The sequence below is a fragment of the Oricola nitratireducens genome (assembly GCF_014904745.1).
GTDB classification, from domain to species: Bacteria; Pseudomonadota; Alphaproteobacteria; order Rhizobiales; family Rhizobiaceae; genus Oricola; species Oricola nitratireducens.
The window spans coordinates 153,195-174,629 of sequence record NZ_JACZCS010000023.1; the positions used below are offsets into that span (position 1 = coordinate 153,195).

The window sequence follows — 21,435 nt, forward strand, 5'->3', positions numbered from 1 at the left end:
GGGCGGCCCGATGGCTACTCCGCAGCCTCCGTCTTGCCCTCCGGCAACGGCGCGTCGGCATCGCCGCCCGCCGTCTGGGCGTCGAAATCGGGAAACGCCACGATGCGCCTGCCGGCGTGGTCGGCGTGGAGGACGATCAGGCCCTGTTCCTCGAACCAGTCGAGAAAACGCCGGGCGCGGCGGGGCGAGTGGGTGCCGTAGGCGCGGGCGATTTCGGCGTCGGAGGGGCAGGGATCGCAAGTGATCGCGGCACGCGCCAGCATCAGGAAGACGCCCTGCAGGTCGTCGGTGACGCGTCTGGCGAGCGACAGCGCCGTCTGCCAGGCGTCGCTCGCCGCGGTCTCCTCGTCGACGCCGGAGCGGGCGATGGCGAGGCGCAGGCGGAACTCGCTCATCGATAGCGGCGCGCCGGCGATGCGGCGCATGCGGCCGCGCATCAGGAAATCCTGGTAGAGCTCTGAATCCGAACGGAAAGACGAGTCCGGGCTCGCCGTGATTTCGGCGAGCGTGTCGACGATCCAGTTCTCCATCTCCCCGGCGTCCATCGGCGGCCGGCGGCCGGGCGTTTCCGGTTCGGCCCCTTGCGGTTCGTTCTCCTGTCTCGAGACGGCCTGGGCGAGGTCCTCCATGATGTCGGTGGTCGCGCGCGGCGCGGGCGTTGCCCGTCTCGGGGCCGGCGGCCGGGCGAAATCCTGCGGGTCCGGCGTGAAGATCAGGTCCTCGACATCGGCCGGCTTGTCGGGGAGCGGCATCAGCCTGGGGCTCGACGATCTGGCGCCGGTTTCGACCGGGCCGATCGTCACATGCAGCGGACGGCGCGACAGCGCGGGGCCGAGCGCCACGAAGGAGCCGCGCTTCAGGTCGCGGAACTGCTCGGCCTGGCGGCGGTCCATGCCGAGAAGATCGGCGGCGCGCGCCATGTCGATATCGAGAAAGGTGCGGCCCATCAGGAAGTTGGAGGCTTCGGCGGCGACGTTCTTGGCGAGCTTGGCGAGGCGCTGCGTGGCGATGACGCCGGCAAGGCCGCGCTTGCGGCCGCGGCACATCAGGTTGGTCATCGCGCCAAGCGCGGCGCGCCGGGCATCCTCGGCGACTTCGCCGCCGGCCGCGGGCGCAAACATCTGCGCTTCGTCGACCACGACGAGAACCGGGAACCAGAACTCGCGCTCGGCGTCGAACAGCGCGTTCAGAAAGGTCGCGGCGGCGCGCATCTGGTCATCGATTTCCAGACCTTCCAGCGTCAGCACGCAGGAGACGCGGTGCTGGCGGATGCGGTTGGCGATGCCGATCAACTCGCCCTCCGAGCGGTCGGCGTCGACCACGATATGGCCGAAGGCGTCGGCGAGCGTGACGAAATCGCCCTCGGGATCGACCACGACCTGCTGGACCCATTTGGCGGATTGCTCCAGCAGGCGGCGTAGCAGATGGGATTTTCCGGAGCCGGAATTGCCCTGCACCAGCAGGCGGGTCGCCAGCAATTCCTCGATATCGAGCCTGGCCGCCTCGCTGGCGGACGTCGTTCCCATGTCGATGTCGACTTTCAAGGCCGTGCTCGCTCGCGTGAATTGGTTCGTGGAGTCGCCGGCGGACGCGCCGGCTGTCCCTGAATAGAGGATTCGGGCGGGTGACGGGAAGCGGGCAGGAGGCGCGGTCCACGGATGTTTTCGCAAGTTGTTTGCGCTCACGCTGTCGCCGCTGCGCAGCTCGCTCCGCGGGGGCCTCGCGAAGGCTCGGACGGGCGGTCGCCCTCGCGGCCTTGGGCCGTTGTTTTCGCTCACGCTGTCGCCGCTGCGCGGCTCGCTCCGCGGGGGGCCTCGCGAAGGCTCGGACGGGCGGTCGCCCTTGCGGCCTTGGGCCGTTGTTTGCGCTCACGCTGTCGCCGCCGCGCGGCTCGCTCCGCGGGGGCCTCGCGAAGGCTCGGACGGGCGGTCGCCCTTGCGGCCTTGGGCCGTTGTTTGCGCTCACGCTGTCGCCGCCGCGCGGCTCGCTCCGCGGGGGCCTCGCGAAGGCTCGGACGGGCGGTCGCCCTCGCGGCCTTCGGCCGTTGTTTGCGCTCACGCTGTCGCCGTTTAGAGCGGCCTGCGCGCCTCGAACAGCACGACGGCGCCGAACCGGCGCAGCGCCACGTCGGCGAACCGGTTTTCCAGTGCCTGCCGCAAATCCTGGAAGGTGTCGGCCGCGTTGGAAAAGACGCCCTTGCGGTTGTAGAGCTTCATAAGCGCCCGGGCGGGCAGCGAGCGCGGCGTGTCGCCCTGCAGGATGGTCGCGCCGAAGATTACGCCGTTCTCCGCCAGCACGGGCGCGACGCGGTCGAAGACGATCGCTTTCTCGGCGATGCCGCCCGGCAGGCAATGCAGCAGGTAGCACAGGCCGACGGAGTCGAAGGGTCCCTCGACCGGCAGCGGTTCGAGGCAATTGGCGGTTACCGTTTCAGGCTTGTAGCGCGCGATGCGTTTCGCCGCGGCTTCCAAGCTGTGCGGATTCAGGTCCACCAGCGTGATGCGTGGATCGGGCACCGGCCAGGGCGTCTTGTCGAGGAAGTAGCCGGTTCCCACCCCGATATCGACATGCGTCGCGCCGACATTGCGAGCGTAGAGATCACGCAGATTGGACGTCGGGCAGCGCCACAGAAGCCGGTTGGAAAAGCCCAGCACGAACCAGTCATAGGCAGCAAGCGTGAAAGGCGTGTAGACGGCCTGTCCCGCCGCAACATCCCTGTTCACGTTCATCCCGGCCTCCGCTCGATGATTCCCCCGTTCCAGGATATCATATCGCGGGGTTGGTCCTGTGCCGTGTTACGGTTTCGCTCACGGGTTATTTCTTGTGCTCGCGGGAGGCGTTTTATCACTCGTGGCCGAGCGCCCGGTCGGGCTTGCGGGTGTTTGGCCGTTGTTTGCGCTCACGCTGTCGCCACTGCGCGGCTCGCTCCGCGGGGGCCTCGCGAAGGCTCGGACGGGTGGTCGCCCTTGCGGCCTTCGGCCGTTGATTTCGCTCGCGGCCGAGCGCTCGCGTTGCTCGCTGGCCTCCGCGGGGTGGCTTGGCCGGCCGGACGCCCGGTCGGGCTTGCGGGCCTCCGGCCCGAAGGCTGATCCACGCGCTCGGCCTGCAGCGGGAATTCTGGGCGCTCTCCAATTTGTGATCGGCGCAGCGGCGCATTGTCGTGGCGCGGCGAAGAAGACAGGTTACTTTCCGGAAGAATTGCTGATCGAGGAGGTACGCATGGCGAAAAGGCCGCAAATCACCCAGGCGATGATCGACGCCTATGACGAATACACCCACCTGACGCTCGACCGGCGCGGGTTCATGGGAAAGCTGACGAAACTGGCGGGGACGAGCGCGGCGGCCGCGGTCATCGCGCCGATGCTGGCGGCCAGCAGCGCCAGGGCCGGGATGGTCGCCGCCGACGACCAGCGCATCGCCGGCGAGGACATCACCTTCCAGGGCGCGTCGGGCGGCGTTTCCGGATATCTCGTCACGCCGGCGGGCATGGCGGAGAAACTTCCGGCGGTTGTCGTGATCCACGAGAACCGCGGCCTCAACCCGCATATCCGCGACGTCGCGCGGCGGCTGGCGCTGGAAGGGTTCGCGGCGCTGGCGGTCGACTTCCTGTCGCCGATGGGCGGCACGCCCGGCGACGAGGACAAGGCGCGCGAGATGATCGGCCAACTCGACGCCGGACAGACTGTCGCCAACGCGGCGGCGGCGCGGCAGTTTCTCGCCGCCCACGCAGCGACGAACGGCAGGGTCGGCGCCGTCGGTTTCTGCTGGGGCGGCGGCCTCGTCAATTCGCTCGCCGTCGCCGACAGCGGGCTCAACGCGGCGGTCGCCTATTACGGACGGCAGCCGGCGGCCGACCAGGTGCCGTCGATCGCGGCGCCGCTGCTGTTACACTATGCCGGGCTCGACCAGCGGATCAATGCGGGCATCGACGACTATCGTGCGGCGCTGCAAGCGAATGGCAAGGAGTTCACGATGCATGTCTATGACGGCGTGAACCATGCCTTCAACAACGACACGTCGGAAGCCCGCTACGACAAGCAGGCGGCCGATCTGGCGTGGAGCCGGACCATCGCGTTCTTCAGGGAAAAACTGTCGTAGATCAGGCGCGGGCCGATGCCGGGTCCGTCCGGCCCAGCCATTCGTCGACCTTCTGCAGTAGCGCGTCCGGGCTGATCGGCTTCGACATGTAATCGTCCATACCGGCCTCGATACATTTCTCGCGGTCGCCCTTCAGGGCATGCGCGGTGACGCCGATGATAGGGGTGTGGTGCCCGGTCGCATCCTCGCGGGCTCGGATGCAGCCGGTCGCCTCCAGGCCGTTTATATCAGGCATGGACACGTCCATCAGGATGATGCGGGGCGGCTTGCGCTCGCTGGTTTCAATGGCCTGGCGGCCGTCGCTGACGATCTCGAAGGAATAGCCGCTGTCGAACAGGATTTGCGAGAAGACGAGCTGGTTCACCTCGTTATCCTCGGCGATCAGGATGTCGAGGGCATAGTCGACGGCGTCCGGCACGGGCGGAGGCGCGATGTCCTCCTGCGCAACGTTTTCATGCGCGGTTTCGGGTGCCGTGTTCCCGGGGACTTTGTCCGTTACCGGCGTTTCCGCGTCCCGGTGCGCCGCACGCGCGTCGGGCGGCGCGGATCGCCGCACGGAAACCGCCGGCCCGGAGGATGCCGGCTGCGGGGCAGCGGCGCGGCGCGCGGGCGCGATCGCCGCGGCGATGGCGTCGAGAAGCTGCGAGGAGCGCGCCGGTTTCATCAGGTTCTTATCAATGCGCAGGCGGCGGATATCCTCGAGCGAAATGCCGTTGTCGGCGGATGTCAGGATGACGATCGGGACATGCGCGATGCGGCTGTCGGAGCGCACCGCGGCGGCGACATCTGCGCCGTTCATTCCCGGCATCTGGTAATCGAGGACGACGCAGTCAAACGGCGCATCGAGCTTCGCCGCATCGCGCAGGACCTGCAACGCCTCGATCCCGGAGCCGACGGCGCAACTGTCGATGTTCCAGGCATCCATCTGTTCCATCAGGATCGAGCGATTGACCGAATTGTCATCGACGATCAGGGCCCGCGCTCCGGTGATGTCGATGGCGGCATTTGCCAGCGCTTTCAGTTCGCCATGCTTGGGCAGGGTCATCGTGAACCAGAAGGTCGATCCCTCGTTGAGGACGCTTTCGACGCCGTATTTGCCGCCCATCATGGTGATGATCGCAGACGAGATCGCCAGGCCGAGGCCGGTGCCCTCGTGGCGGCGGGTCGAGGAGCCGTCGACCTGGGAGAACTTTTCAAAAATTGTGTCGAGTTTGTCCTTCGGGATGCCGATGCCGGTGTCGGTCACCTTGAATTTCAGTTCGGTCCTGTCGCCATGGTCGTGGCCGTCGACATCGATGAGGACATGGCCGAATTCGGTGAATTTCACGGCGTTGGAGACGAGATTGGTGAGAACCTGGCGCAGGCGGCCGACATCGCCGACATGGATGTTGTGGACCGCCGGTGCGACACGCACGATTAACTCGATGTCCTTCTGGCGCGCCCGCGCGGTCATCAGGGTCGCGACGTCGGAGACCGCCTCGTGCAGATCGAAGGGCTCCGGGTCCAGTTCCATCTGGCCGGCGTCGATCTTCGAGAAGTCGAGAATGTCGTTGATGATGGTCAGGAGCGCATTGCCCGACTTGATGATCACGTCGGCGAATGTGCGCTGCTTGGAATCCAGTTCGGTGCCCGCGAGCAGTTCCGCCATGCCGAGAACGCCGTTCATCGGCGTGCGGATCTCGTGACTCATATTGGCGAGGAATTCCGACTTGGCGCGGTCGGCGGCCTCCGCCTTGAGCTGGGCGTCGCGCAGGGCCTTCTCGCGGTCGCGGAACCTGGAGATGTCCTCGATGCGGATGACGAGATAGTCGTTGCCGTCGGCGAGCCTTTCGCGCGACTTGTAGGCCTTGGCCGCAAAGACCGTGCCGTCGGCGCGCCTGATGTCGTGCTCGTGGGCAAAGGTCGTGCCGGTGGCCATGACCTCGGTCTCGAACATCGTCGCCTTTTTGACATTTTCCCGCGGCTCGATGTCCGACGCCGTCTTGCCGACGATGTCCTCGACCGACTTGCCGTGGATTTCGGCGAACGCCTTGTTGGCGATGACGCAGACGCCGTTGGCGTCCTTGACGAGGACGGGGCTCGACAGGCGATCGAGGACGTTCTGCGCCAGTTCCGCCTTGGTGCGCGCGGCGATGGCCTCGCATTCCCGGGCCTTCAGTTCGCTAATGTCGGTGGTGATGCCGACGATGTAGACCGAACCGTCCGATCCGTACGCCTTGCTTTTATGGGCAAGGCGGAAGTTCGGCGTGCCATCCGGGTTGGCGCCGATTTCCTCGAACTGCTGGTCCTCACCGGATTCCATAACCGCGCGGTCCGATTCCATGTATTCGAGCCCGACCTCGCCGAACACGTCATGGTCGGTCTTGCCCTGCGCTTCCTCCATCGTGAGGCCGGCGATCTTCTCCCACCACGAATTCGCATAGACGAATTTCAGATCCGGCGTCTTGGCGTAAACGGCGGCGGGAATCGCCTCGATGATGTTCTGGTAGAGCTCGTTCTCGCGCAGGCGCTCAGCCAGCGCCGTCTGCTGGTTCTTGAGTTCCGTCACGTCCATGCGCAGGCCGATCAGCATACCCTTGTCGGTGCGCAGATTGACGGTCTTGAACCATTTTCCGTCGGGGGAGCCGCGCAGCGCCTCGAAAATCGGGGGCTGGTACTCGCTATGCTTCCGGCGCTTCCATTCCTCCGGATCGGAGTCATAGAGCTCGTCCATCTCGGCATCACCGGACGTGCGCCACAGATTGTTGCTGTGGGCGTGCTCGATCGCGTCCAGCAATGATCTGCCGGGCTTCATCGCCGGGATCATCTTCGGCTGGTCGGCTCTCAGCATGTTGTTGGAGAGCAGAAATTCCTCGTTTTCGTCATAAACGATGACACCGATCGGGATTTTGTCGAGGATGGTCTGCAGAACGCCGAAGGACTGTTCGACCTTTGCCTTCGCCTTTTTCAGTTCCTCCTCGTGCTGCTTGACCTGCGTGATGTCGGTGCGGATCCCGACCAGAAGCCCGTTTGCCAACCGCCTGTTTTCGATCTGGCACCAGCGCCCGTCGCTGAACTGCTCGACGGTCTCGAAATGCGGGCAGCGATGGTTCGCGAGGCGCTCCGCGATCAGCGCCCCGGCGGCGCTTGTCGAGGCATCGATTTCGCTGTCGCTGGCATAGACCTTGCAGCGCATGCTTTCGCGCAGATTATCCTCAAGCCGGGATCCGGGCACGAGATGACCGGCCACCACGGCGTAGAGTTCGCGCATTGCGTTGTTGGCGTAGACCAGCCGGTCGTTCTCGTCGTAGATGACGACGCCGGAACTGATCGCGTCCAGGCTCGCGTCGACGATGCTGTTGAGGCGCCGGTTTTCGCTGCGCGCCCGGTCGGCGTCCTCGACGAGGTCGATAAGGCTGGAAACGTTCCGGCCCAACCCCTGGTAGCCCTGAAATTCTCCGTTGGCGTCGAAGACCGGCGACCCGTCCACCGAGATCCAGTGTTCGCCACCGCGCGGATCGATGAACTTGTAGACGAAATTCCGGAAAGGTTCGTGACGGTCGATAAGGTCCAGATGCGCCTGGAAGCGGGGATCATCCTTTGCCCTGGCGCGGAAAATGTCCTTGCGGGACGTGCCGATCATTTCATCGGAGGTAACGCCGGTGATTTCCTCCGGAGAGCCCGCGATATGGGTGAAGTCATGTTCCTTGTCGGTGACCCAGACCCAGTCGGCGGCAATCGCTGCCAGCCGTTTGTAATCCGCCAGAGTAGCAGTCTCCGGCAAATGCGCCGGCGATCCTTTCATGTGACTGCTGTTCATGACGTCCCCAGAATCGATCACGGGCATGGCCGTTAACGGCGCGTTTCCCGTAGCCCAAACTCAAGATTCGCCGAAACTGGTGAACCACCCGTTAACCTTATGGGCTCACGGCAGGATTTCGCTATCGATGTTCCTCTACCGAAGCGTCGATCAAAGCCCGGTTGAAATGCCGCAGCGCGCGGACCTGGCTGGCCCAGGCGACGACCTTGTCAGGGTTCAGCGGATCGATGACGGCGATGCGCGACGCGCCGGTCTGGTCGAACAGCCGCAGAGCCTTTTCGAGGCTGTCGTCGGCGTGCAGCCTGGGATCGCCGGAGGCCGGGTCGAAGGGCGGTTTCTCCTCGTCCTCGGCGATCGGTTCGAGGAAGGACGAAACCGAGACGGTGCGCGCGAGGAAGCGGTGCGATCCCTCGCGCACGACGATGCCGCGCATCTCCAGTTGCCAGTCGAAATAGGACCTGCCGGTAAAGGCGAAGGTGAGCCCGGTCGATACCGACACGGCGACGAGCAACGCGATCGACAGCGCGTAGCCGCCGGTCAGTTCGAAGACGATCATCGTCGTGGAAAACGGAGCGCCGAGCATCGCGGCGGCGACCGCGCCCATGCCGAGGATCGCGTAAAGGCCCTCCGAAGAGGCGAGTTCCGGGAAGGCCGAGGCGGCGATCAGTCCGTAGGAGCCGCCGGTCATGGCGCCGAGATAGAGGGCGGGCGAAAAGATGCCGCCGCCGAAGCGCGAGGCGAGGGCGATCGCGGTCGCTGCCGTTTTCACCACGAGCAGCGTCAGCATCAGGGTCAGTGGCAGGTTGTTCTTGAGCGCGGCGTCCGTCGTCTCATAGCCGACGCCGATGATCTCCGGAAAGAGGACGGCAATGGCGCCGATCGCGACGCCGCCGATGACGGGCCGCGACCATGTCGGCACGCGCACGTGACGGGCCACCCAGTCGGTTCCGATCAGCGCGAACTGGAAGATCACGGCGACGGCGGCGCAGGTGACGCCGAGCAGCGCGAAGGCGGGGAACTCCCAGTAGGAGGTGATCTGGTGCCCCGGGATGATGAAGGCGGCGACGTCGCCGAACCACAGCCGCGATAGCAGCGTGCCGACCACCGACGACAGGACGACCGGGACGATCGCCGACAGGGCGTAATGACCGAGCACGACCTCGTGGGCGAAGATCATGCCGGCGATCGGGGCGTTGAACGACGCCGAAACGGCGCTGGCGACGCCGCAGGCGAGCAGGACGCGGCGCGCGGAATCGGGCAGGCGCAGCTTTTCGCAGAGGGCGGCGCCGAGCGTCGCGCCGAGATGGACCATCGGGCCCTCGCGGCCGGCGCTGGCGCCGGAGCCGAGCGACAGGACGGTCAACAGCGCAGAGGAGATGCCGGGCCAGAACGGCAGGCCGCGTCCGCCGCGGGCGCGCGCCTCCATGACATCGGCGACGCTCGACGTGCGCTGTTTCGGCTGGATCGTCTGGAGCAGGATGCCGACGGCGAGTCCGCCGATGACGGGCGCGGCGAAGATGACCAGCGCGGGTATCTGGTGGGTCGCGGAGACGACATTCTCCGACGTGGTGCCGAGCCAGAGATACTGGACGAGGCCGATGCCGATGCGAAACAGGATGGCCGCGATGGCGACGACTGCGCCGATGACGGGCGCGAGCAGCCAGATCAGCGGCTGGCCCCGCGTGGAAAACAGGCGCAAATTCGCCGACATCTCGGTCATGGCCGCGGCATAGCCGGTTTTCAGCGGCGTCAGGACCCTGCGGAGACGGGACGGCGTGCGGTTCGGCATTTCTGGCATTCGGTTTGTCATTTCCCGGCTTCGCACAGGCTACCCGGCGCAGGTTTCCGCCATGTTACCGCATGCCTGGAGCAGGGGCGACAGGCCAAGATGCCGGTTTCGGCATGTTGTGGCGAACAAAACAATCCGAGACCTTGATTTTCGGATCATGCAGGTTCAGGAGAAGGCCACTTCCGGGGCTAGGTGGTGTTTCCTGCCGGGTTCTATGCCCGTCACGCCCGACGGCCCGTTACATTTCACGACCGATCCCGTCGGCCAGAACACAATCCGTGGAATACAGGCAGTCATGTCCTCAATAGAAGATACCCCAGCCAGCCGCGCCGAATCTTCCGGCGCAGCCGAAGCCCAATCGCCCCAACCCGAAGCGCGCGTGCTCAGCCTGCCAATGCTGGGCATTCTCGCCTTCCTGATCGGACTCGTCGCGGCGGCCGGCGCCGTGATCTTCCGGATCCTCATCTCGGTCGTTCACAACCTGTTTTTCTTCGGTACGTTTTCGAGCGTCTACGACGCGAACCAGTTCGATCCGCCGAGCCCGTTCGGGCCGTTCGTCATCCTGGCGCCGGTGGTCGGCGGCCTGATCGTCGTCTTCCTGGTGCGGACATTCGCGCCGGAAGCCAAGGGCCACGGCGTGCCGGAAGTGATGTACGCGATCTACCACAACAAGGGCAACGTGCGCGGCGTCGTGGCGATCGTGAAGTCGATCGCCTCGGCGATCTCGATCGGCAGCGGCGCATCGGTCGGGCGCGAGGGCCCGATCATCCAGATCGGCGCGTCATTCGGCTCGACGCTCGCACGCGCCCTCAATCTCGCGCGCTGGGAGAAGATCACGCTGCTTTCGGCCGGCGCGGGCGCCGGTATCGCCGCGACCTTCAACACGCCGCTCGGCGGCGTGCTGTTCGCGGTCGAGATGCTGTTGCCGGAAGTCTCGAACCGGACCTTCCTGCCGGTGGTCGTCGCGACGGCGACGGCGACCTATGCCGGGCGCATGGCCTTCGGTCTCGATCCGGCCTTCATCGTGCCGCTCGCCACCGTGCCGGCGCACGAGACGGTCGACTATATCCAGCTGGTCGGTTATGCGCTGCTCGGCGCCTTCGCCGGCATCGCTTCCTGGGCGTTCATCAAGTCGCTGGCATGGAGCGAGGACGTGTTCCCGACGCTGCCGGGCAACGAATACACGCAAAACATCATCGGCATGCTGATGATCGGCGTGCTCGGCTACGGCTTTTTCCTCGTGTCCGGCCAGTACCACACGATGGGCGTCGGCTACGCCACGATCCAGTCGATCCTGAACTCCGATCCCTATACGCTGGTGGTGCTTCTCGCGCTGCTCGCGGCGAAGGTCGTCGCGACCTCGATCAGCCTGGGCGCGGGCGCGTCCGGCGGGGTGTTCTCGCCGTCGCTGTTCATCGGCGCGGCGCTGGGCGGGGCTGTCGGTCTCGTCGGCATGATCATCTTTCCCGGCCACGGCTTCACGCCGGCGGAATTCGCGCTGGTCGGGATGGGGGCGCTGGTCGGCGGCGCGACCGGCGCGTCGATGACGGCGATCGTGATGATCTTCGAGATGACGCGCGACTACAACGTGATCGTGCCGCTGGTGCTCGCGGTGGCGATCTCGGTGGGCGTGCGGCGCTGGCTCGTTCCCGACAACATCTACACCATCAAGCTGCGCCACCGCGGCCGGCCGATCCCGCAGAACCGGCACACCAACATGTACCTGGTGCGCCAGGCCAAGGAGCTGATGGCGCGCAACTTCATGATCCTGCCGATCGACACGCCGATCGCCGAGGCGCTGGCGGCGGTGTCGAAGGAAGAGGGGCCGATGCATGTGATCGCCGCCGACGGACAGCGCATCGCCGGATTCGTCCGCTTCGGCACGATCCCCTACATGGCCGACCGGTTCGCGCACCAGACGTTGCGCGAGGTCATGTCGAGCGACTATGTGATCGCGTCGCAGAACCATATCCTCAACTCGGTGATTTCGCGCATGAGCCAGCGCAACCGGTCCTATGCCATCGTGGTCGAGGGACCGGGCGTGGTGCCGCGGCCGGAAAACATCGTCGGCGTGATCGATTCCACCGAAATCGCCGACGCGGTGATCGCCAACCACTACGACTGACGCCAAATCCGACCCTGGTTGCGCGGGTCCGATACGGGGCATAGAACGACAACAAGACATCGCGCCGCGCGTGACCGGTTCCGGTTGCGCGGGCGCGGGCCCAACGGGAGGAAACCGTGGCTCTCAAAGACATCAAGCTCGTCGAACGCAACGAAAGCGGGATCGCGCTGGCACTTCAGATCCTGAAGCAGCGCTTCGGCGACCGGTTCTCGACCGGCGAGGCGCTGCGCCGCCAGCATGCCCACACGACCACCTATATTCCGGCGCAACTGCCCGACGGGGTGGTGTTCGCGGACAATGCCGACGAGGTGCAGGAAACGGTGCAGGTCTGCGCCGAGCACAAGGTGCCGATCATCCCGTTCGGGACGGGGACATCGCTGGAAGGCCATATCAACGCGCCGGCCGGCGGCATCTCGATCGACGTCAGCCGGATGGACCGCGTCATCCAGGTCAATGCCGAGGATCTCGACTGCGTCGTCGAACCGGGCATCACGCGCAAGCAACTGAACGAATATCTGCGCGATACCGGCCTGTTCTTCCCGATCGATCCGGGCGCCGATGCCAGCCTCGGCGGCATGGCGGCGACACGCGCCTCCGGCACCAATGCGGTGCGCTACGGGACCATGCGCGACAACGTGATCTCGCTCGATGTGGTTATGCCGAACGGGCGCAAGATCACCACGGCGAAACGGGCGCGCAAAAGCTCGGCCGGCTACGACCTAACGCGGCTGATCGTCGGTTCGGAGGGAACGCTCGGCGTCATCACCTCGCTGACGCTTCGCCTGCAGGGCATTCCGCAAGCGATTTCCGGCGGCGTCTGCCCGTTCCCGACGCTGGAGGCGGCGGCAAACGCCGTCATCATGACGATCCAGATGGGCTTGCCGGTGGCGCGTATCGAACTGGTCAACGCCTTGCAGGTGCAGGCGATCAACGCCTATTCGAAGCTCTCCCTGCCGGTCTCGCCCTGCCTGTTCGTCGAGTTCCACGGCACCGAGGCCGGGGTGAAGGAACAGGCCGAGACCTTTGGCGAGATCGCCGCGGAACTGGGCGGCGCGGATTTCATCTGGTCGACGCGCGAGGAAGAGCGCGCGAAACTGTGGCAGGCGCGCCATGACGCCTACTGGTCGTGCCTCGGCCTGCGGCCGGGCGCCAAGGCGATCGCGACCGACGTCTGCGTGCCGATCTCGCGGCTTGCCGACTGCATCGCCGAGACCGAGGCCGACATCGCCGAAGCCGGCCTTCTGGCGCCGATCGTCGGCCATGCCGGCGACGGCAATTTCCATGTCTCGGTGCTGATCGACGATACCGATCCGAAGGAGATCGAGGCACTGGAGAATTTCGTCGAGCGGCTGAACCTGCGCGCGCTCGGGATGGGCGGGACCTGCACCGGCGAACACGGCATCGGCCAGGGCAAGATGGCGTTCCTGGAACTTGAACTCGGCGGCGCGGTCGACGTGATGCGCTCGATCAAACGGGCGCTCGATCCCGACAACATCATGAATCCGGGCAAGATCATCCGGCTGTAACGGCCATACAGGCCGCCTGCGCGATCTTGCGCCTTGATCTTGTCGCCGTGAGGCGCAACAACTGAGCGCATCGTCCCGCCGGCGCGGCGGGGACGAAACGATGCACGGAGCAGACAGCTGGCACGCCTCTTTGTGATACTCGGCGGTCTCGTCGCACTGGCGCTGATCACCGCCCTGGTGGCTCCCTATTTCATCAACTGGAGCGAATATCGCAGCGCGTTCGAACGCGAGGCGACGCGCATCCTGGGCGAGAAGGTGACGGTGACCGGCGATGCGACGGCGCGGTTGCTGCCGTTTCCCTCGGTCACCTTCGAGCATGTGCTGGTCGGCGATCCGGACCATCCGCTGGTCGTCGCCGACCGGTTTTCGATGGACGCGGAACTGGCGCCCTTTCTCTCGGGCGAAGTGCTGATCTTCGACATGCGGCTGGTCAATCCGACCATCACGCTCGATCTCGACGAACGCGGCCTGCCGGACTGGCCGCTGCCGGAGAACAGCCCGGTCAGCCCGGCGCAGGTGACGCTGGAAAACGCCCGCGTCATCAATGCGAAAATGGTGCTGCATGACCGGGTTGCCGGGCGCGACTGGCGCCTCGACGGTTTCAACGCGTCGGTTTCCGCCGAAAGTCTCTTCGGCCCTTACCGCATCGCCGGCTCGACCCGGCTGAACGACACGCCGCTCGATTTCCGCGTCAACACGGGCGGGCTTTCGAAGGACGGGTTCTCGCTGCGCACCGCGCTGCAACTGCCGTCGGCGGGTATCGAGCTCAGCACGGAAGGACGTGTCGCCGAACCGAAGACGGCCGATGCGAGCCCTTATAACGGCACGTTCACGGTGCGGCCGCTGAAACCCGCCGCCGACAGCCGCTATGTCGTCGAAGGCAAGTTCGCGGCGTCGCCGCGCGCCGTCGATGTCGCCGAATACCGGGCCGAGTTCGGGTCGCAGGACGATCCCTATGTCGTCACCGGCACGGCGGGGGTCACCGGCGGCGCCGAACCGCGCTACCGCGTCGACGTCAAGGGGACGCAGGTGACGCTTCCCGAGGACAAGGCGGCGACCGGTCTGCCGCCGGCGGCGGGGGGCGGGATACTGTCCGTTTCCGACCGGCTGGCGCTGGTGCAATCGACGCTTTCGACGCTGCCGTTCCCGCCGATCCCCGGCAGCATCAATGTCGATCTCCCGGCCATTGTCGCCGGCGACACCAGCATCCGCGAGATCAAGCTTGCGGCGTCGCCGGACGAAAGCGGCGGCGCGGCGTCGCGGCGGCGCTGGAAGGTGTCGCGCTTTACGGCGCAGCTGCCGGGGCGGACGACCGTCGAGGCGGACGGCGTGCTGCAACTGCCGCTGGCCAAGGGGAGCGAAGCGGAGAGACAGGCCGGATTTTCGGGCAATCTTCTGGTCGCCTCGCGGCAGCCGTCGGGGCTCGCGACGTGGCTGACGGGCACGGCGGACGAACCGATCCGCAAGCTCGCCAATGCCGGTTTTGCGGCGCGCGTCGACATCACGCCGGTGCGCCAGCAGGTCGACGATCTGGAGGTGATCCTCGGGCCGGCGCGCCTGCGCGGTTCGCTGGTGCGCGTCTCCGACCCGGCGCGGCGCTCGACGCTGGACGTGAAGCTGTCGGGCGAGGCGCTGGATTTCGACGCGCTGGAGGCGCTGTCGGCGGTGTTCGTCGGCAAGGACGGCGCGGCGCGGTTTGCCGATCATGACCTCGATATCGCGCTCGACCTGAAGGAGCCGGATATTCGCGGCGTGAAGCTCGGAACGCTGGAAGCCTCGATCCGCTCGCGCGACACCAAGACGGAGATCGACCGGCTTTCGGTGACCGGGCTCTATGGCGCGTCGGTCTCGGCGACGGCGAGTCTTGCGCGCAAAAAGGACGGCATGCATGCCGATGTCGACGCCACGGTCGTCGCGGGCGACGGCGCGCAACTGATCGAGGGGCTGTCGCAGCGGTTTCCCGGCGCGGGACCGCTGGCGAAGCTTGCCGGCATCGCTGCCGGCGACAGCGCCGCCTTCTCCGACACGCGGCTCGATGTCGTCGGGTCCGTCGTCTTCGAAAAGACGCTGTCCGGCGAGGCGAGCCTCAGCGTTTCCGGTGAGACGGGCGGGACGAAACTGTCGATCACCAGCACCGCAAACGGCAGCGTCGAGAAGCCGGAGGAAGCCAAGGTCATCCTCAACGCGTCATTGGACAACCCTGTTGCCGAGCAGATGTTCGCGCAGGCCGGGCTGAGCAGCATTCCCGCCGAGAGCGCCGGCGCGATGCGGGTCGAAGCCAATGTCAATGGCAGCCTGTTTTCGGGCATGAGGACCAACATCAAGATCACCGGCGAGGACATGATCACGCATCTCGATGGCGTGACGACCACGGACATCCTGTCGACCGGCTTCACCGGCCAGTTGCAGGTGGAGAGCGGCGACATCGAACCATGGCTGCTGTCGCTCGGATACGGGCTGCCGGGCATGGGGCTCGGCACGACGACCGACATTTCCGCATCGGCGTCCTGGCGCAGCGGCAAGGCCGTGCTGCGCCAGATCGACGCCGTGCTGAACGGCAACCGGGTCACCGGCGACCTGACCGTCGACGCGACCGGGGAGGTTCCCACGGTGCGCGGCGATCTGGCGTTCGAGTATCTCGATGCCGGCGAACTCTATTCGGTGATTTCCGGCGATCCGTCCGCTGCGATCTTCGACATCGACACGGGCGGCCTGCTGCAACAGGAATTCGGTCCGCCGATCCTGGCGGGCAACGATGTCGAGGTCGGGGTGAAGGCCGGCGAGGTGTCGCTGCCGGCCGGAAACGAAAGCCTCAGGGACCTCACGGGCACGCTGGTCTATCGCGACGGCGGGATGGCGCTGCGCGGCATCGAGGCGACGTTCGGCGGCGGCACGATCAGTGGCCTTGCAGGCGCGCAGAACAATGACGGGCTGATGATCCTCAATGTCCAGATCGCGGCCAAGGGCGTCAGCGTCGACGCGCTGGTTCCGCCGGTGGCGCCGGTGATCGCGGGCGCGACCGATCTGGCGCTGCAGCTGACCGGCAGCGGTCGCAGCAATGCGGCGCTTCTGTCGTCGCTGAGCGGATCGGGGGTGCTTTCGACCGGGCCGCTGACGGTGACGGGTCTCAACGCCGAGGGCTTCGCGCCGATGATCGCGCGCGCCGACGCGATCGGATACGAAATCAAGGCCGAGCAGATGAAGGCGCTTGCCGACGACGCGTTCCTGGCGGGGACGTCGGTGCTGCCGGCCGCCGACTATCCGGTGTCGGTGGCAAACGGCACGGTGCGGATCGCCAACGCGACGGCACGGACCGGTGCGATGTCGCTGAGCGCCGATGCGGGCGTGAACCTTTTGACGGGAGCGATTTCGGGCAAGGCGCGTGTCGACTTCGATCCGGGCGAGGAGGCCATTGCCGGTCCGCAGCCGGAACTGGCGCTGGCGTTCGCGTCGAACGCGGAAGGCGGTTTCGACGTCACGCGCAATTACGAGGCGGTGACGGGCTACCTGACGCAGCGCGCGCTGGAGAAGGAACAGGCGCGCGTCGAGGCGCTGCAGGCGCGGCTGCTCGAAAGGCAGCGGCTCCGCCGCGAGGTGCAGCTGTTCAAATACCGCAAGCGCATGCGGCTACAGTCGATGGAAGAGGCGCGGCTGCGCTCGCTCGAGGACGAGCGCACGGCGGCGCGCGCGGCGGCGGCGGAAGAGGCGGCACGGCGTCTTTCCGAAGGTGGCGACGGACGCCCCGCGAACGGCGCGGCCACCGGTGGAACCGGAACGGCCGACCAGGATCTGACGATCCCGGGGATCATCGACATGGAACGGCTGAACGACGCCTTGAACCAGGGCATCATCCGGCGCGATCTGCAGCCGGTTCAGTGAGTGGCGCCTGGGCGGCCGGCAAGCGCCTCGTTCAGCACGAAGACACGCAAGGCCGAAGAGAGGTTGGAGTCGCGCGGCTTGGTCTCGTCGATCTCGGCGATCAGCGCGGCCAGCGACCGGCCGGACCGCGCGGCGCTCTGCCTGAGCAGCGTCAGGAATTCGTCCTCGATGGAAAAGGAGGTGCGGTGGCCGGAAATCGTGACCGAGTGCTTGCGGACGGCCATCAGGCGGTCCTGGCCCTACTTGTTCTTCCTGAAGGAATCGAGCGAGACGACATCGGCGCCGCCGTTCGGCGTCTCGTCCCCGTCTTCGTCCTCTTCCTTTTCCGCCTTGGCCTTCTTGCGCGCCGGGGCGGGGATCTTGGCAGGCTCGGCGTCCGGGACCTCGTCCGCGCCGGCGGCGGCTTCGGGCACGGCACTCAGCGTGTCGGAATTCTCGACGTCGAATTCGAGCTCGAAATTGACTGAGGGATCGTAGAAACCGCGGATCGCGGAATAGGGCACATGCAGCTTCTCGGGAACGTCGGAGAAGGACAGGCCGACATCGAAGGCGGTCTCGGTGACGTCGAGGTCCCAGAACTGGTGCTGCAGCACGATCGTCATCTGCTCGGGATACTGCTCGCGCATCCGGTTGGAGACCTTCACGCCGGGCGCATTGGTGACGAATGTGATGAAGAAATGGTGGTTGCCGGGCAGGCCCGTCTTGGCGACTTCCGTCAAAACCTTGCGAATCACGCCACGCAGAGCATTCTGCACGAGAATGTCATAGCGGATCATGTCTTCGGTCATCGGTTTCCCAGCCCTTCGGGAGATTGCGTCTTTCCGCTCCATGATGTGCTTTTTTCGCGGCGGCAGGTCAAGGGGCTTGGCGCGTCGTTGTGCCCGACGGACAAGGCTAATTGATGGCTGTGGAGGGAAAGTGGAGGCTTCTGTTGCCAGGTGCCTCCGAACCCCGCCTAGAAGTGCAACCCTCTAGGACTTAATTTGAAGCTGTCGAACCGCCATTAGGCAGCGAGACGTGCCTCTGCATAGTTGTCGTTTGCAACTACTAGATTGACCCGATAACGGTGGTATCATACCGGACAAAAGAACGATCTTTACACCCTCGTCGATCCTGTTTCGCCCCCATCACAAGCGGTTCGTAAGGTTCCTCTTTGGACCAGGAACCGTTTGTGGTGGAGGCGCCGGGTACCGCCCCCGGGTCCGAATGGTTTATTGCATCGCCAGTTTATTGTCATAGCCGGTTGCCCGACAATTCCAGATATAGGTGGTTTCATCTTGGATTACAAAGGGTCGGCTTGACTTTGCGGTGCCCGTCCTGAAGATTTTCGACAAGAACCGGGGCGCTGTTTCCGGCGAAGATGTTTTCACTGAAAATCGTTTGCACGGGAAGGAAACAGGAATGAGCGAATATCTCGAGGACGTGCAGCGTTACGACGCGAACGCCGACGAGGCGGCCGTTAAAAAGATCGTCAGCCATCTCGGCATCGCCCTGCGCAGCCGCGATTCCTCGCTGGTGTCATGCTCGGATCCGAGCGAACTGGCGCGGGTGCGCGAAAAATGGTGCGAGAAGAAGCTCGGCAGCACGAATGACGCGGCCTCCGACGAGGTGATCGCGAAGGTTTGCGCGGAAATGAGCGGCGATCGGAATAAAAACCGCGTCACCTTCTACTATCTCGTCGCAAAGCACATGGGCAAACTCGGCGATCTCTGATCGCCCGCAATGACGGACAGAGCCTTCGCCGCGACGCGGCGAGGGCTTTTTCCTTGTGAGTGGCGGATTCTTCCGCGTGGACGAAACCGCCGGAATCGTGTCTCCTGACCGCATGAAGCAGTATCTCGATTTCATGCGCCACGTGATGGAGACCGGCAGCGACCGCGGCGACCGGACGGGAACCGGCACGCGCTCGGTGTTCGGCTACCAGATGCGCTTCGATCTGTCCGAGGGTTTTCCGCTCCTGACGACGAAGAAACTGCACCTGCGCTCGATCATCTACGAGTTGCTGTGGTTCCTGCGCGGCGACACAAACATCGCATGGCTGAAGGAAAACGGCGTGTCGATCTGGGACGAGTGGGCCGACGAGAATGGCGATCTCGGCCCGGTCTACGGCTACCAGTGGCGGTCATGGCCGAAGCCGGACGGCGGGCATGTCGACCAGATCGCCAAGCTGGTCGAGGGGATCAGGACCAATCCCTATTCGCGCCGCCACATCGTCTCGGCGTGGAACCCGGCGCTGGTCGACGAGATGGCGCTGCCGCCGTGCCACTGCCTGTTCCAGTTCTACGTCTCCGACGGGAAACTGTCGTGCCAGCTCTACCAGCGCTCGGCCGACATCTTCCTCGGCGTGCCGTTCAACATCGCCTCCTATGCGCTGTTGACGCACATGGTGGCCGAGGTCTGCGGGCTGTTGCCGGGCGACTTCGTGCACACGTTTGGCGACGCGCATCTCTATTCGAACCATTTCGAGCAGGCGAAAACGCAATTGTCTCGCGATCCGCGGCCGCTGCCGTTCCTGAAGATCGGCCGCAAGGCGAGCGATCTGACCGATTTCCGGTTCGAGGATTTCGAGATCGTCGGCTACGAGCCGCATCCGCATATCAAGGCGCCGGTGGCGGTATGAGCCGGGGTTTGCGCGCGACGGCGGCCCTTGCGCTGGCCCTGCTTGCCGAGTCTCCGGCTCTCGCCAACGACACGTCGGCGGAACTTGGCGCGGGCGGCCTCGTCTATGCGCGCAGCGACGTCGTTTCGATCGCCAGCGAGACGCTGTTCCTGTCGATGGACAAGGTCAGTGTCGACTATGTCTTCCAAAACCATGCGGACCACGATGTCGAAACGGTCGTCGCCTTTCCGATGCCCGATATCGAGCTCGGTCCGGACGCCAATATCGCGATCCCGCAGATGGACGACAATTTCCTCGGATTTTCGGTCGTCGCCGACGGCCAGGCGATCCGGCCGCAGTTGCAGCAGCGGGCTTACGCCGCCGGCGTCGACGTGACCGACGTGCTGGAGGCGGCCGGCCTGCCGGTCTCGCCGCTCGCCTATTACAATGGCGACATGAAGCTCGCCGAGCTGCCACAGGAGACGCTTGCCGACATGGTTTCGCGCGGCATCTTCATGGCGGATACCGACGCGGCGAGCGGGCGCTATGTCGACCCGATCGAGCCGGCCTGGACGCTGAAATCGGCATACTGGTGGCGGATGACGTTTCCGGCAAACGCCGATCTCGCGGTTCACCATGACTACACGCCGTCGGTCGGCGGCACGGTCGGCGTCTATTTCATGGACAATGCCGAGACCGCGGCGGACTACGCGCATCGCTACTGCACGGATGCGTCCTTCGTGAGGGGCATCGAAAAGCGCCAGAAGGCGGCTGTGGCGAAGGGCGGCTACGGCTACCAGGAGCGGTGGCTGTCCTATGTGCTGACGACGGGCGGCAACTGGGCCGGGTCGATCGGCCATTTCAGGCTGATCATCGACAAGGGCTCGACCGACAATCTCGTCTCGTTCTGCGGCGACGGGGTGAAAAAGACCGGGCCGACGCGGTTCGAGATGGAGAAGACGGATTTCTGGCCGACACGCGATCTCGACATCCTGTTCGCGGTGTCGGTGGACCAGTGAGCACGCTTCATCCCATCGTTTCGCTGATCGTCGCAGTCTCGCAGAACGGGACGATCGGACGTAACGGGGACATGCCGTGGCGGCTGTCGTCCGACCTGAAGCGCTTCAAGGCGCTGACGATGGGCAGCCCCGTCATCATGGGGCGCAAGACCTTCGAGAGCATCGGCAAGCCGCTGCCGGGCCGGCTCAACATCGTCGTGACGCGCAATTACGACTGGTCGGCCGACGGCGTCATGCGGGTCGGCTCGCTCGACTCGGCGATCGAACTGGCCACCGCCTGGCTGGAAAGCGCCGAGCCGGACCCGGAGCATCCCGACGAACCGCTCGCCGACGAGATCTTCATCATCGGCGGCGGCGAGATTTACGCCCAGGCGGTCGGCATCGCCGACATGCTCTATGTCACGCATGTGCTGGCCGAAGTCGACGGCGACACCGGATTTCCGGAGATCGATCCAGCCGTGTGGGAGCGGATCGAGGCGGAGGACGTTCCCGCCGGCGAAAAGGACAGCCACCCGACGCGGTTCACTGTCTATGAGCGGCGCGCGGCATAGGCCGGCGCAGGGCGCGAAAGCACCGGTATAAGTTTTTTGTCGGAGTCTTT

14 protein-coding genes and 1 other RNA gene are annotated in these 21,435 nt (G+C 65.4%); 8 read left to right on the top strand and 7 right to left on the bottom strand.

The window, feature by feature from the left end; genetic code table 11:
- Positions 1 to 14: 14 nt before the first annotated feature.
- Both IG169_RS12550 and IG169_RS12555 read right to left on the bottom strand, forming a co-directional pair.
- On the bottom strand, positions 15 to 1,544 hold the full coding sequence (locus IG169_RS12550) for a helicase HerA domain-containing protein (protein ID WP_193176547.1): 1,530 nt from the start codon (positions 1,542 to 1,544) through the stop codon (positions 15 to 17).
- Between the two features lie 525 nt (positions 1,545 to 2,069).
- The gene (locus IG169_RS12555; protein ID WP_193176548.1) at positions 2,070 to 2,729 is read right to left on the bottom strand and encodes a class I SAM-dependent methyltransferase; all 660 of its coding nucleotides are present in this window, start codon (positions 2,727 to 2,729) and stop codon (positions 2,070 to 2,072) included.
- A gap of 490 nt (positions 2,730 to 3,219) precedes the next feature.
- On the opposite strand from IG169_RS12555, the gene IG169_RS12560 reads away from it, so the two are divergent.
- The gene (locus IG169_RS12560; RefSeq protein ID WP_193176549.1) at positions 3,220 to 4,098 is read left to right on the top strand and encodes a dienelactone hydrolase family protein; all 879 of its coding nucleotides are present in this window, start codon (positions 3,220 to 3,222) and stop codon (positions 4,096 to 4,098) included.
- Between the two features lies 1 nt (position 4,099).
- Here IG169_RS12560 and IG169_RS12565 read toward each other — a convergent pair whose 3' ends face one another.
- Both IG169_RS12565 and IG169_RS12570 read right to left on the bottom strand, forming a co-directional pair.
- A complete protein-coding gene (locus tag IG169_RS12565) occupies positions 4,100 to 7,918 on the bottom strand; it encodes a response regulator (RefSeq protein ID WP_193176550.1) in 3,819 nt (1,272 codons plus the stop codon).
- A 100-nt stretch (positions 7,919 to 8,018) separates the two neighbouring features.
- Complete coding sequence (locus IG169_RS12570; RefSeq protein WP_193176551.1) at positions 8,019 to 9,695, bottom strand: chloride channel protein; 1,677 nt, start codon at positions 9,693 to 9,695, stop codon at positions 8,019 to 8,021.
- A gap of 370 nt (positions 9,696 to 10,065) precedes the next feature.
- Here IG169_RS12570 and IG169_RS12575 point away from each other — a divergent pair, with 370 nt between their 5' ends.
- The 3 genes from IG169_RS12575 to IG169_RS24345 all read left to right on the top strand — a co-directional run bounded on the left by IG169_RS12575 (position 10,066) and on the right by IG169_RS24345 (position 17,216).
- On the top strand, positions 10,066 to 11,811 hold the full coding sequence (locus tag IG169_RS12575; protein WP_343225647.1) for a chloride channel protein: 1,746 nt from the start codon (positions 10,066 to 10,068) through the stop codon (positions 11,809 to 11,811).
- Positions 11,812 to 11,927: 116 nt separating this feature from the next.
- Positions 11,928 to 13,337 (top strand): FAD-linked oxidase C-terminal domain-containing protein, encoded by a 1,410-nt coding sequence (locus IG169_RS12580; RefSeq protein ID WP_193176553.1) that lies wholly within the window; start codon positions 11,928 to 11,930, stop codon positions 13,335 to 13,337.
- Positions 13,338 to 13,454: 117 nt separating this feature from the next.
- Positions 13,455 to 17,216 (top strand): hypothetical protein, encoded by a 3,762-nt coding sequence (locus IG169_RS24345; protein ID WP_487345382.1) that lies wholly within the window; start codon positions 13,455 to 13,457, stop codon positions 17,214 to 17,216.
- Here IG169_RS24345 and IG169_RS12590 read toward each other — a convergent pair.
- The 3 genes from IG169_RS12590 to ssrA form a co-directional block, all read right to left on the bottom strand.
- Entirely contained in the window at positions 17,210 to 17,440 is a 231-nt protein-coding gene (locus IG169_RS12590) for a ribbon-helix-helix domain-containing protein (RefSeq protein WP_193176555.1), read from the bottom strand. The two genes, IG169_RS24345 and IG169_RS12590, sit on opposite strands and share 7 nt — an antisense overlap.
- A 15-nt stretch (positions 17,441 to 17,455) precedes the next feature.
- Positions 17,456 to 18,004: an SspB family protein gene (locus IG169_RS12595; RefSeq protein WP_193176556.1), complete on the bottom strand. Its 549-nt coding sequence runs from the start codon at positions 18,002 to 18,004 to the stop codon at positions 17,456 to 17,458.
- A 129-nt stretch (positions 18,005 to 18,133) separates the two neighbouring features.
- Positions 18,134 to 18,508: a transfer-messenger RNA gene (ssrA, locus tag IG169_RS12600) on the bottom strand.
- Positions 18,509 to 18,617: 109 nt separating this feature from the next.
- Between ssrA and IG169_RS12605 the strand changes: the two genes are divergently transcribed.
- From IG169_RS12605 to IG169_RS12620, 4 genes are all read left to right on the top strand, one after another.
- Complete coding sequence (locus tag IG169_RS12605; protein ID WP_193176557.1) at positions 18,618 to 18,929, top strand: DUF2853 family protein; 312 nt, start codon at positions 18,618 to 18,620, stop codon at positions 18,927 to 18,929.
- Between the two features lie 112 nt (positions 18,930 to 19,041).
- Positions 19,042 to 19,836 carry a thymidylate synthase gene (locus IG169_RS12610; RefSeq protein WP_193176606.1) on the top strand — a complete coding sequence of 265 codons (795 nt, stop codon included), beginning with the start codon at positions 19,042 to 19,044 and terminating at the stop codon, positions 19,834 to 19,836.
- Positions 19,833 to 20,834 (top strand): DUF4424 domain-containing protein, encoded by a 1,002-nt coding sequence (locus IG169_RS12615; protein WP_193176558.1) that lies wholly within the window; start codon positions 19,833 to 19,835, stop codon positions 20,832 to 20,834. Before IG169_RS12610 ends, IG169_RS12615 begins: the two co-directional genes overlap by 4 nt.
- Positions 20,831 to 21,385, top strand: coding sequence for a dihydrofolate reductase (locus IG169_RS12620; RefSeq protein ID WP_193176559.1), 555 nt, complete (start codon positions 20,831 to 20,833; stop codon positions 21,383 to 21,385). The genes IG169_RS12615 and IG169_RS12620 overlap by 4 nt, the downstream gene beginning before the upstream one ends.
- Positions 21,386 to 21,435 lie beyond the last annotated feature (50 nt).

What these genes read in the sequence shown, in the direction of transcription:
- IG169_RS12590 (WP_193176555.1), bottom strand. Translation starts at nt 17,440, where the DNA reads ATGGCCGTCCGCAAGCACTCGGTCACGATTTCCGGCCACCGCACCTCC.
- IG169_RS12570 (WP_193176551.1), bottom strand. Translation starts at nt 9,695, where the DNA reads ATGCCAGAAATGCCGAACCGCACGCCGTCCCGTCTCCGCAGGGTCCTG.
- IG169_RS12605 (WP_193176557.1), top strand. Translation starts at nt 18,618, where the DNA reads ATGAGCGAATATCTCGAGGACGTGCAGCGTTACGACGCGAACGCCGAC.
- IG169_RS12610 (WP_193176606.1), top strand. Translation starts at nt 19,042, where the DNA reads ATGAAGCAGTATCTCGATTTCATGCGCCACGTGATGGAGACCGGCAGC.
- IG169_RS12555 (WP_193176548.1), bottom strand. Translation starts at nt 2,729, where the DNA reads ATGAACGTGAACAGGGATGTTGCGGCGGGACAGGCCGTCTACACGCCT.
- IG169_RS12595 (WP_193176556.1), bottom strand. Translation starts at nt 18,004, where the DNA reads ATGACCGAAGACATGATCCGCTATGACATTCTCGTGCAGAATGCTCTG.
- IG169_RS12615 (WP_193176558.1), top strand. Translation starts at nt 19,833, where the DNA reads ATGAGCCGGGGTTTGCGCGCGACGGCGGCCCTTGCGCTGGCCCTGCTT.
- IG169_RS12560 (WP_193176549.1), top strand. Translation starts at nt 3,220, where the DNA reads ATGGCGAAAAGGCCGCAAATCACCCAGGCGATGATCGACGCCTATGAC.